At 66.5% G+C, this 12,248-nt stretch carries 10 protein-coding genes; 3 read left to right on the plus strand and 7 right to left on the minus strand.

Annotated features, from left to right (window positions below; genetic code table 11):
• Positions 1-8: 8 nt before the first annotated feature.
• The 7 genes from rpsI to eccCa form a co-directional block, all read right to left on the minus strand.
• Positions 9-533, minus strand: coding sequence for a 30S ribosomal protein S9 (gene rpsI / locus AYK61_RS07990; RefSeq protein ID WP_032397516.1), 525 nt, complete (start codon positions 531-533; stop codon positions 9-11).
• Positions 530-973: a 50S ribosomal protein L13 gene (gene rplM / locus AYK61_RS07995; RefSeq protein WP_037188282.1), complete on the minus strand. Its 444-nt coding sequence runs from the start codon at positions 971-973 to the stop codon at positions 530-532. Before rplM ends, rpsI begins: the two co-directional genes overlap by 4 nt.
• Before the next feature lie 183 nt (positions 974-1,156).
• The gene (locus tag AYK61_RS08000; RefSeq protein ID WP_121870424.1) at positions 1,157-1,498 is read right to left on the minus strand and encodes a TraR/DksA C4-type zinc finger protein; all 342 of its coding nucleotides are present in this window, start codon (positions 1,496-1,498) and stop codon (positions 1,157-1,159) included.
• A 126-nt stretch (positions 1,499-1,624) separates the two neighbouring features.
• Positions 1,625-1,906, minus strand: a complete 282-nt coding sequence (locus AYK61_RS08005; protein ID WP_128645625.1) for a WXG100 family type VII secretion target — start codon at positions 1,904-1,906, stop codon at positions 1,625-1,627.
• A gap of 65 nt (positions 1,907-1,971) precedes the next feature.
• Entirely contained in the window at positions 1,972-2,337 is a 366-nt protein-coding gene (locus AYK61_RS08010) for a WXG100 family type VII secretion target (protein ID WP_179273621.1), read from the minus strand.
• 159 nt (positions 2,338-2,496) lie between these two features.
• Complete coding sequence (locus AYK61_RS08015) at positions 2,497-3,951, minus strand: type VII secretion-associated protein (RefSeq protein WP_147458298.1); 1,455 nt, start codon at positions 3,949-3,951, stop codon at positions 2,497-2,499.
• Entirely contained in the window at positions 3,948-7,946 is a 3,999-nt protein-coding gene (gene eccCa, locus AYK61_RS08020) for a type VII secretion protein EccCa (protein ID WP_121870427.1), read from the minus strand. Before eccCa ends, AYK61_RS08015 begins: the two co-directional genes overlap by 4 nt.
• A gap of 232 nt (positions 7,947-8,178) precedes the next feature.
• On the opposite strand from eccCa, the gene AYK61_RS08025 reads away from it, so the two are divergent.
• From AYK61_RS08025 to mycP, 3 genes are all read left to right on the plus strand, one after another.
• Entirely contained in the window at positions 8,179-9,168 is a 990-nt protein-coding gene (locus AYK61_RS08025) for an LLM class flavin-dependent oxidoreductase (RefSeq protein ID WP_121870428.1), read from the plus strand.
• 125 nt (positions 9,169-9,293) lie between these two features.
• Entirely contained in the window at positions 9,294-10,856 is a 1,563-nt protein-coding gene (gene eccD, locus AYK61_RS08030; protein WP_121870429.1) for a type VII secretion integral membrane protein EccD, read from the plus strand.
• A complete protein-coding gene (mycP, locus tag AYK61_RS08035) occupies positions 10,823-12,244 on the plus strand; it encodes a type VII secretion-associated serine protease mycosin (protein WP_397484775.1) in 1,422 nt (473 codons plus the stop codon). The genes eccD and mycP overlap by 34 nt, the downstream gene beginning before the upstream one ends.
• Positions 12,245-12,248: the final 4 nt, after the last annotated feature.

Below are 12,248 nucleotides of genomic sequence, written 5' to 3' on the forward strand. Positions count from 1 at the left end.
AAGACGCGTCAGCGCTTGGAGTACTGCGACGCCTTACGGGCCTTCTTCAGGCCGTACTTCTTGCGCTCGACTGCACGCGCGTCACGCGTGAGGTAGCCCGCGGCCTTGAGCGGCGGGCGATCGTCGGGTGCGAGTTCGATCAGTGCGCGCGAGATGGCCAGACGCAGTGCGCCTGCCTGTCCCGACGGTCCGCCACCGTGCAGCAGCGCGACGATGTCGAAGGACTCTGCGCGGTCCACCAGAACGAGCGGAGCCTTGATCAGCTGCTGGTGCACCTTGTTGGGGAAGTAATCCTCCAGGGTGCGGCCGTTGAGCTTGAATCCGCCGGTGCCCGAGGACAACCGAACGCGAGCGACGGCTTCCTTACGGCGACCGACGGTCTGGATCGGGCGATCGAACACGATCGGGGCCGGAGCGGCCGCAGCTTCGATGTCCGAGACCACCTCGGGATCTTCGACTGCCACGAACTCGTCGGCGGCGATCTCTTCGATGTTCTCCTGCGACGTCACGTCATTTCCCTCCGGCGCCGTCACTGGGACACCTGCTTGATCTCGAACGGAACGGGCTGCTGAGCGGCATGCGGGTGGTTCGGTCCCGCGTAGACCTTCAGCTTGCTCGCGATGGCACTACCGAGCTTGTTCTTGGGGATCATGCCGACGACGGCCTTCTCCACGAGACGATCGGGGTTGCTCTCGAGGACCTGACGGGTCGAGCGCGACTTCAGACCGCCCGGATGGCCGGAGTGGTGGTGGTGGAACTTGCCGTCGAGCTTGTTGCCGCTGATGGCAACCTTCTCGGCGTTGATGATGACGACGAAGTCGCCACCGTCGACGTTGGGTGCGTAGGTGGGCTTGTGCTTACCGCGGAGCAGAGTCGCGGCCTGGACGGCGAGGCGTCCGAGCACGACGTCCGTGGCGTCGATCACATGCCACGTCCGGGTGGTGTCCCCGGCCTTCGGGGCGTAAGTAGACACAGAAAATTCCTGTCTTCATGATGTCGCTGCTGGCCAAGACGAGTGGATGCCCTCGGCGGCCAGTTGAGACCCGAGGACAAGAGCTCGATGCGCACATCAGTACGCGGCGAGCCCATACACGCCAACGGGGAACGATACCGGGAGCGGACGCCCAGGTCAAAACGCCTCCGCTCGCCGACGTCGTCAGCGCAGGCGCACACACTGCATGCATCGACGGGCAGCGGGCAGCGCCTCGAGTCTGATCGCCGGGATCTCGCTTCCGCACCGCTCACAGGAACCGTACGTCCCGGCCGTGAGCCGCGAGACCGCCGCGTCGATCTCACGAATCTCGGATTCGGTGTCGGTGATGAGCGCCGCGATCTTCGCTCGCTCGAACGCGATCGTCGACCCCTCGGGATCGTGCTCGTCGTCGTCCGTGGTGAACCGCGATCCTTCGATCACCGACGTCAGTTCGGCCCGAAGAGACGCCAGTCGATGCTCGGCACGAGACCGCTCGGCCCCCAGTACTGCTCCGAAGTCCGTCACCGCACCAGTAGACACCCCGGCCGGCGTCGTGACCAGGACACCAGGCTCTCGAGAACCGAGCTCACCAGAAGACGAAAGGCCCCGACCGATGTCTCGGTCGGGGCATCCACTCTTCGGGACGACAGGTCAGCGAGCCATCCGCGCCTTGTTCGCCATCTCGACGCCGTGCATCGTCTCGCCACCGGTTCGGGCGGCCGCGACGAGGCTCGACAGAATGAGGTTGAGCTCGTCGGATGCAGAGGTCCACTGACGCTGCAGCTCGTAGTAGGACGTCATCGCGTCACCCTCCCAGGACTGGTAGAGCCGCTTCGCGGTGCTGTCCACGTCCCCGAGCAGGTCCTTGGTCACGTTCGCCTGCTTGTTCATCGCCTCGGTCAGCGCCGCGATCTGCGCGAAGTCGTATTTCATGTCGGATCGGTCTCCTTGGTCGAGCGTGGTCGTGTGGATTGTCGTGCGGTCACCGGGAGCGACGTTCACTTGAACGAGGACAGTCCCGAGTTCAGGGATCCGGCCACCTGGTTCACGGCCGACACGTTGTCGTCGTCGGCGTCCGAGTAACCGTGGCCGTTGGTCTTGATGTCCGCGGAGATCTGCTCGAGCGCACTCCGCATCTTCTGCGCACTGGTGTCCCACTGGGCCATGACGTCCTGGAAGGACTTGCCTGCCTTGCCGACCCACGCCTCGGCGGTCTGCTCGACGATCGAGCGAACGGCCGAATTGGACGCGTTGATCGACACGCTCAGACCTTCGATCGTGGCTCCTGCAGCGACGAGCTCCTGCGGTGTGACCGTGACGCCGTTCGACGAACCCGTAGCTTCCGGTCCCCCTGGATATCCCACTTCGACTCCTTGTCTTCGATACTCGATTCACATGCACCCGCGGTACACGTGCTGCTCGACCGAGAGGCCACTGTCGGCCCGCTCACTCCCCTACATCTCCTTTGACGCAACGACACCTCGATTCGGTTCCGGCCGTACGCGAAAAACTGTGGGCGGCTCTCACGACGCCGGGACGATCTCCAACGTCTGCGTTGCCTGCCCGCATTCGGCGTCGATCACCGTCGCGTCCTCTCCCTCGAACTGGCAACCGATACTGACCTGTAGGTCCGACTCGACGAACACGCGCCAGAGCACCGTCGAGTCGTCGATCGGTCTCTCGGTGTAGGCGATCCCGACGCGGCCGCCGAAATCGCGGGTGGGTTCGAGAGATCCGATGGTGGAATCCGGCCCGCGTGCATCGATGGCCGACCGAAGCTCGTCGGCAACCTGCTCCTGTGTCGAACCCGGCAACAGGTCGGCCACGGTGACGACGATCCGACGCTCGGGCGGGGTCGGCGGAATCAGCACCATGCGGTCCGGGTCGTCCACCTTCGTCCAGGTACCCGGCAACCGCATCGAGACCCGCCCGGACACGAACGTCATCGTCTCGACCGGCGTCGGCACATCGGGCGTCGTTGTAAGTGGCGGTTCGACGAGGGACGGCGTAGCACCCGGGGATTCGACAGACGACAAGGGTTGCGCCGCAGCAATATCGGAACTGCTCGGAGGCTGTCCGGTGAAATACACAGCTGCGCAGACTATTGCGATGACCGCTGCCGCGGCGCCCACTGCCGCGAGCAGTGGTGGACGCCGCTTCTTCCGGGACCGCGGCGGTGCGGTGACCTCGTCGAGCCATGCCGCCGATCGCGTCGTCGCCGCACGGACCGACGGTGCCGGGACGATATCCGCCCCTGCTCGCCGGTACAGCGACCTGGCGACATCGAGTCCGGTCAGCCATTGCGTGGGGTGATCGACGACGAGATCCGCTCCGGCGCGGGGTGCCCCCACCACGTACACCTCGTCGGGGCAGTGCGTGACCGACGACCGAACGTACTCCCCGACCGCTCGTCGCCAACCGTCGTCGTCGCCCGTACCGAACGGCAGGATCGCGCCGGTGTCTCCGCCGTGCGCCCCCGATTCGTCGAGGACGACGACGGACGTATCGAGAGCCCCGACTTCGACGACCACTGCGGCGGACGGCGCGCGTTCACCCGACCACGACAGGGCGGCCTCGGCCGTCTCCACGAGCACCACCTCGTTCGCCGAGGTCGCAAACATCGCGCGAACGATGCCCGAGCGCTGCTCACCCCAGGTCGACGGATACGCGATCTCGAGCACGTCGAGTCGGTCGTGCACCCCCGCACCCTGCAGGGCCGACCACACGATTCCGTGGAGTACCGCCTCCCGGTCCCACACCGTGCTCCCCACCGGTATCGACGCATCGTCGATGCAGAGCAGAGGCGGAATCTCGTCCCCCGCCGTGCTCAGGCCGAACACCAGACGGCCACCCTCCACCGTGGCGAACGCCGATCCGACGCTTTCTCTCGGGCCCTCGAAGGCTCCGCCCGTGGCGACGACGGAGATCTCCGTGTAGCCCAGATGCACTGCGGCATAACGCCACGAGGGGTTCGTCAACTCGAATGTCCGAGCTGAACGAGTGCCTGGCCCGAGCGGTCGACGAATACCCCACGTCCGGGCGGCATGGCACTGGGACGGACCGTCCCGAGCAGGTTCCCCTCGTCGCGGCTTCCGCTCATGACCAGCCCCGGCGTCACCAGATCGCGCAACCGTCCGATCACCGGGTCGAACAGCGCCCGGCCTGCTCCGCCGGAACGACGCGCCACGATGACGTGCAGCCCGATGTCTCGCGCGTGGGGAAGGTGTTCCACCAACGGGGCCAACGGATTTCCCGACGATGTGGCGACCAGGTCGTAATCGTCGACGACGACGAACACCTCGGGGCCGCTCCACCACGACCGCTCGCGAAGCTGCTGCTGGGTCACGTCTGCACCCGGCATGCGATCGGCCATCCGGCCGGCGAGGTCGACGAGCATGGCCGTCAGCGTCGCCTGCGAGGCCGCATACCCGGCCAGATGTTCGGAATCGACGGTGCCGAGCAGAGTTCGGCGATAGTCCGCGACGATGAGTTTGACGGTGTCGGACGAGTTCGCCTCGACGAGCGATCGACAGATTCCGCGCAACAGCGAGGTCTTGCCGCACTCGCTGTCGCCGAACACGACGAAATGTGGATTCTCCGCGAAATCGACCACCACCGGCGCCAACTCGGCCTCGTCGATGCCGATGGGAACTCCGAGCTCAGGGATGCCGCCACGGGTTCGTGGCCACGCATCACCGAGCTGATCGAGAACCGCGGATCGTTCGAGCAGCTCCGGCAGCATACGCACCGGCGGTGCCGGGCTTCCCGTAGATGCATCCGCGATCGCGGCGACCGACTCACCGACTGCGCGAGAGAGGTCGTCGACGGAGCAGACGTCGTCCACCCGTGGAAGTGCGATCAGCAGATGCAGTCCGTCCCTGGTCATGCCCCGGCCCGGCCGCCCCTCGGGAACGCTCGCCGCCTTGGCTCGGCCCATGTCCGAATCCGACGGATCTCCCAGCCGCAGTTCCAATCTGGTGCCGATCAGGTCCTTGGTCGCAGGCCGAACTTCCGCCCACCGAGACGCGGTGAGGATCAGATGCAGACCGAAGGCGAGGCCCTGCGTCGTCAAGGTGGCGATCTGCTGTTCGAGGCTCTCGAAATCGGACCTGATGGACGGCCAACCGTCGATGACGAGAAAGACGTCGCCGAACCGATCCTCGGGGTCGACGGGTTGCGTTGCACGTCGACGTCGGAATTCCGCCATGGAGTCGATCCCGCGATCACGGAATGTCTTCTCTCGCTGCCGAACGATGCCGGCGACCTCGGCCACGGTCCGCCGAACCCGATCGACATCGAGCCGGTTGGCCACCGATCCGACGTGCGGCAGATCGGCCAGCCCGGCCAGCGTTCCGCCGCCGAAATCCAAGCAGTAGAACTGGACCTGCGCGGGCGAGTGCGTCATCGCGAGAGCCAGGATCAGCGACCGAAGCGCCGTCGACTTACCCGATTGCGGGGCGCCGACGATGGCGACGTGGCCCGCAGCACCGGACAGATCGACGGTCAGCAGATCGCGGCGCTGATCGAAAGGCCGGTCGATGATGCCGATCGGGGCCCGCAGGGCGGCGAGCGGACCGATGCGTTCGGTCAGAACCGATGCGGGCAGCAACCGGTTCAACGTGGGTGCGGTGTCCAACGGTGGCAGCCACACCTCGTGGGCCGGCATTCCGCGACCCCGGATTCGTCCGACGACCACGTCGAGCACCGTCGCACCGGTGCTCTCGGAGTCGACCGGATCGGGTTCTGTTTCGGGGACAGTGGCAGCCTCGATGCGGCCGAGGTCGATGGAGTCGAGCGGTACCGCGTAGGCGGTGAAGGGTTTCGGCCTGATATCGCCTCCGAGCGTGGGCCGCGCGCCAGGACCGGAACGCGGCGGCGAGTAGGGACCGGAGACGTACGCCGCAGCGAACCTGACGATCTCGGCCGAATCGCACTTGAGGTAGCCCGCACCCGGTTGCGCAGGCAGGTGATAGGCGTCGGGAACTCCGAGCACCGATCGAGACTCGTTCGCGGAGAACGTCTTCAGGCCGATTCGGTACGACAGGTGACTGTCGAGACCGCGCAATTTTCCCTCTTCGAGGCGCTGACTGGCGAGCAGCAGGTGCATGTGCAGAGAACGTCCGAGTCGGCCGATCGCGACGAACAGCTCGGCGAATTCCGGTTGCTGACTGAGCAATTCCGAGAACTCGTCGACCACCACGAACAGGGCGGGCATCGGTGCCAGATCCGCTCCCGCGGCTCGCGCCCTCTCGTAGTCGGAAACGTTCGCGAAGTTGCCGGCCGAGCGCAGCGACTCCTGCCGCCGGTTCATTTCGCCGGCCAACGCATCGCGCATTCGATCCACCAACGCCAAGTCCTCGGACAGGTTGGTGATGACCGCGGCCACGTGCGGTGCCGACTCCAGGCCCGCGAACGTCGCTCCGCCCTTGAAGTCGACGAGCACCAGGTTCAGCTGTTCCGGCGAGTGAGTCGACACCAAGCCCAGCACGAGCGTGCGAAGAAACTCCGATTTTCCGGAACCCGTTGCCCCGATACACAATCCGTGAGGTCCCATACCGTTCTCGGCGGATTCCTTCAGATCGATCTCGACGGCGCTGCCGTCGGGGGCGACCCCGATCGGTACCCGCAGCCTCTCGCGTCCGCGCCGCATCGTCCACGCGCGGTCCGTGTCGAGTGCACCGACATCGGCGATACCGACCAGGCTGTTCCATCCCGAGATCGGTACTCCGCCGTCGTCGACGACGTCGACCACCGACGAGGACGACGGCGCACGATACGGCGACAGGCGTCGAGCCACGGTGTGCGCCTGGGTGGTGCTCATGGAATCCGCGACGGCGAACACCTCGACCGTGGTTCCGCTGACCGCCCCGATCGATCCGTTCTCGGCGAACAGCTGAAGACCACGCGATGCAGCGAGCCTGGGGCACAGGCCGGACAGATCGATGATCGTGACGGAATCGAGGCCCGTGTCGGTGAGATCGGTCGATCGGTTGTCCAGAAGCCCGCCGTCCACCACGATCACCAACTGCACGACACCTGCAACCGGCACAGCTCCGCGCGCAAACCGATTTCGCGTCGACAGCACGTCGCCGAGCGCACTCTCGAGTTCGAGGAAGCTGCCGAAGATCATCCGAGCGGACCCGGCCCCGTCGCGCAGAGCATCATGCTGGGTGTGCGGAAGCCACTTGGCCCACTCCCACTGCTGCACGGTGTCCGGACCGCAGACGATCGCGACAGCGACGTGGTCGGGTCCGTGAAAGCTGCACAGCGAGGCCAACATCGCGCGCACCATCGCCCGGGCGTCGTCTCGATCTCCCGCGATGGACAGCGCCGCGAATCCCCGCAGTGACACCGCAGTCGGCAGTGCGGCCACCACCGAATGCGCCCGCACGAATCGGCGCAGAGACACAGCCGAGACGGGTTCGAGTTCTTCCACCGGCCCGGTCTCCGGCGGAACCAGTCGAGTGGCAAGCCGCTGATCCCCACGGCCGACGCGTACGTGCGCGAAATCCGGATCCGCCAGTCGCCGTTCCCACATGCGCTCGGTTCCGGCGATCGACCACAACGTCTCGGGGGCCGGGTGACTCCATTCGAGGGCTCTGCGTTGAGCGCGCTCGGTCTCGGCGACGTCGCGGCGGAGCTGATCCAGATAGCGGAGGTAGTCCTTGCGGTCCTCGTTCGCCTCGGCCGTGCGCGCACCGCCCGACTTCCCGCCGCCGGCCATCATCCCCGCCATGGACATCAGCATCATGGCCGGAAACATCAACATCATCGGGTTGGCCGCTGCACCGGAGGTGAACATCAGCGCGACCATCCCGACCATCGCAGCAACCATCACCAGCGGCATCAGCTTCATCAGCAGGTTGCCCGGCACCGCGCGCGGGATCTCGGGCGGCGGCTGCAGGGTGACTTCCCCGCCAGGAGATCGAGGTACTTCCCGTCGGGCACCGCGAACGAAACGCACGGTACTCATCGATCCGCCCCCACGGCTACGCCCCCAGAACTGCATCGCGGCAGCCTCCCCCCGAGGCCGCAGGACGACAGGCTAACGCATCGAAGACCGAGCGGTCCACAGCTGCCGTCGCGTCCGTCGGAGGGACGAACTGCCGGTCGGTCCGACGAGAAATAGAACGCTGCCCGACGCCGTTGCACCTTGATGTGGCTTTCCGGCTGCGTGCTCCACGAACGAAAGGCTGGCCCCAACCGTGTCCGTACCCCTGTCCATCCTCGATCTCGCTCATGTGGGCGAGGGCGAAACAGTCCGCGACAGCTTCGATGCAAGCGTCACACTCGCTCAGCATGCCGAGAACTGGGGATACCGACGCATCTGGTACGCCGAGCACCACAACATGAAGACGATCGCGTCGTCGGCCACGTCGGTTCTCATCGCACACGTCGCTGCCAACACCGAGCGAATCCGGCTCGGATCCGGCGGGATCATGCTTCCCAATCACGCGCCGCTGACCATCGCCGAGCAGTTCGGCACCTTGGCAACGCTGCACCCGGGACGAATCGATCTGGGTCTGGGCCGCGCCCCCGGCAGCGACCAGGTGACGATGCGCGCGATGCGGCGCGATCCCGCGTCGGCCGATCGCTTTCCCCAGGATGTCCAGGAACTGCAGGGCTACCTGTCGGCGGAGTCCCTGATCCCCGGAGTGAGCGCAACTCCCGGCGCAGGTACCGAGGTACCGCTGTACATCCTGGGGTCGTCGCTCTTCGGCGCGCAGCTCGCCGCCGCACTCGGCCTGCCCTTTGCTTTCGCCTCGCACTTTGCACCCGACGCCCTCGAACAAGCCGTCGAGATCTATCGACGGGACTTCCGACCGTCCGCGCAACTGTCGGAGCCGCACCTGATCGTGGGTGTCAACGTGATCGCGGCCGATTCGCTGGCCGAGGCACAGGCGCAGTTCCTGCGCACCAAGCGCAGTCGCGTGAGCCTGCTGCTGGGCCGCGGTCGGACCTTCACCGACGAGGAGGCCGACATGGTCCTCGAAGCGCCTGCGGGCCAACAGATCGCGAAGATGACCAAGTACTCGGCGGTCGGCACTCCGGACATGGTGAAGGACTACCTCGATCGATTCGCCGAACGCACCGGGGCCGACGAGCTGATCGTCGCGTCCGGTGTGTCCGACCGCGCATCGTGGCTTCGCTCGTTCGAATTGCTCGCACAGGTGAGTGATCTGGTTCCTGCCTGAGAGCTGCGCACATCGGCAGATCCCGACGGGCGATTGCTTGTCGCCGCGATGTCGTAAGGTTTGGACACCGATGCCCACTGGGGCGGGCATCGGCACGCGAATCGCACGTATCCGGGGGGATCTTCATGACACGCGCCGACAGCCGTCCATCGGCCGGCATTGCGCCGTCACGCACGGCACCTGCCGATCCGACACAGTCACCCGCCGCGGCGGACGCGAGTCGGCGGGCATCGGGTGCACAGGCCGTCTTTGCGCAGGAAGTCTGTCGGGTGACGGTGCTGGCCAGGTCCACGCAAGTGGACATGGCTCTGCCGGTGGACGTTCCGGTATCGCTTCTCGTTCCGGGAATCGTCGACATGATTGCGGCGCATCGGCCTGGTTCGGGGCGCGGTGAGCCGAGCGACGGGGATCCCGCGTCGGACGGGTTGCCCGTTGCGTGGACGCTCGCGCGGATCGGGTTTCCACCGTTGTCGCCGACTGCGACGTTGGCCGAGCTGTCGGTGCGCGACGGGGAGTTGCTCGTGCTGGGTGTGGCCGAGCGGCCCGCGCCGGTTCCGCTGTTCGACGACCTCATGTATTCCGTTGCGCGGTCGGGTAGTGACGATGTTCCGCACTGGACGGCGCGTACGGCGCGCACGGTGGGTTCGGTGGTCACCGGTCTGCTGGTGTTGCTGGCGTGCGCGGTGGTGTTGCGTGGGCCGATCCGGGCGGGATCCGAGCACGTCGGCAGTCTCGTCGAGGGGCTTGCTGCCGTCACTGCGTCGATTCTCTTCGCGATTGCGGGGGTGATTCTGGGGCGGGTGTATCACCAGTACGCCGTCGCTGTCCTCTTCGGCGGATGTGCCGTCGCGCTGACGTTCACCGGCGGCACTGTGCTGGTGCCCGGGCAGTTCGGTGCAGCTCAGCTGATGCTGGGTTCGGCCATGGCCGGCGCTGTTGCTCTGCTGTCCCTTCGTATCGGCGGGACCGGGTTCGCTGTGTTCACCGCTGCGATCGTGCTCGCACTCATGACGTTCGCTGCTTCGGTGTGCACACTGTTCACCACCATGCCGCAGCCGACCATTGGCACTGCGGCTGCTCTCACCGGCCTGGCGGGAATTGCGCTTTCTGCCCGAGTGTCGATGATGCAGGCCAAGTTGCCGCTTCCCCCGGTTCCCACCGCAGGAGCACCGTTGGACACGGTCGAGGAAGCCGAACTCGATGCGATCTCGTTCGCCGATCTGCAAGTCGCCGCAGCCCGAGCGCGTAGCTATCTGACCGGTCTGTTGTCGGCGTTCACCGTCGCCGTGGTGGCGGGCGTGCTCGTTGCGGCGGCAGCCGATTCCGACGGTGGCGTGCGGTGGCCTGCGATCGCGCTCGCGGGATTGTGTGCGCTCGTCCTGCTGCTGCGTGGGCGCACCTATGCGGTGGTGACCCACGCTGTCCCGCTGGTCGCAGGCGGAACGACAATTCTGCTGGCGCTTCTCGTCGGTGCGGTCGTTGCGTTACCCGACAACGCTCTCGCCTTGTTCGGTGTGGCACTGGCCGGCGCGGTGACGGCATCGATCTTCGGGGCATTCGTGCCCACACGCACGTACTCGCCGGTGATGCGCCGGTCGGCCGAACTGCTCGAATATGCCACCATCGCCCTGGTCATTCCGATCGCAGTGTGGGTGTGCGGTCTGTACAGCGTCGTCCGCGGGCTGTGACTCCGCGCAGGCAGCGAACGATCGTCATTGCGGCGTTCACTGCTCTCGCCCTGTCGTTCGACGCGGTCGTCGGCGTGCATCCGGCACGCGCCGAACGTCCGGTGATCGACCCGTTCCAGCTGCCTCCGCCGAGTCCTCCCGGCCCTCTCGAACCCACGGAACAGAAGAACGCCTGCGCCCTTCCGTCCGCGGCCACCGATGTTCAGGACGTGCCGACCGCGCTGAAGGCGCTCGACTTCACGTCGGTCTGGCCCATCACCCGTGGGGCAGGTCAAACGGTTGCCGTCATCGACACCGGGGTCACCGCTCATCCACGCCTACCGGGACTGATCGCCGGCGGTGACTACGTCAGCGCCGGTGACGGGTTGTTCGACTGCGACGCGCACGGGACGATGGTCGCCGGTCTGATTGCCGCGCAGACCGCACCGGGCAGCGGATTCGCCGGAGGCGCACCCGACGCACGAATTCTGTCGATTCGCCAGTCCAGCAATGTCTTTCAGATCGTCGACAACAGGCCGGAAGAGGAGCAGGCGGGCGAGCCGGAGAACGCCGCCGGCTATGGCAACGTACGCACCATGGCGATGGCCATCCGAACTGCGGTGGACTCGGGTGCCTCGGTCATCAACATCTCCGAGGTCGCCTGCGTGCCCGCGGGAGGTGGTGTGCCCGACGGTCCGCTCGGCGCGGCCGTGCAGTACGCCGTCCGAGAGAAGAATGTCGTCGTCGTCGCAGCAGCCGGTAATCTCGGCAGCGCTGCCTGCCAGGCACAGAACCCGATGACCGACCCGCTTCGGCCCGACGCGGACCCGTGGGCCTCCTTCGCGACCATCGCGACGCCGGCCTGGTTCGACGACGTGTTGACTGTCGGTTCGGTCGAGTCGGACGGTACACCGTCTTCGTTCAGTCTGGCCGGTCCGTGGGTCGACGTCGCAGCTCCCGGTTCGAATATGACCTCGCTGTCGCCGACGGGCAACGGACTGGCGAACGGCACCCGTGGCACCGATGGCGTGATTCCCATGACCGGGACGAGTTTTGCGGCACCGCTGGTGGCTGCGGTGGCGGCGCTGGTGCGCGCCCACCGGCCCGAACTGTCTGCGCTGGAGGTGGTGGACCGGATCGAACGAACGGCGCATGCGCCGGCCGAAGGGTGGAATCCCCTCGTCGGCCACGGCATCGTCGATCCTCTCGCCGCGGTGACCGATTCGGTGACGCCCGCTCCCCCGTCGGTACCCGCAGACAGTGTTGCGATGAGTGCGCCGTTGCCATCGCCTGCGCCGGATCATCGCCCGCGGACCGTAGCGGTCACCGGATCGGTGCTGGTGGCGGTGATTCTGGCACTCGGGCTCGCGCTGTCGGTACCTCTGCGCCGACGCGGCAGACCCGACTGAGCCG

Origin of the sequence: Rhodococcus sp. SBT000017 (assembly GCF_003688915.1) — a bacterium.
Lineage (GTDB): Bacteria > Actinomycetota > Actinomycetes > Mycobacteriales > Mycobacteriaceae > Rhodococcoides.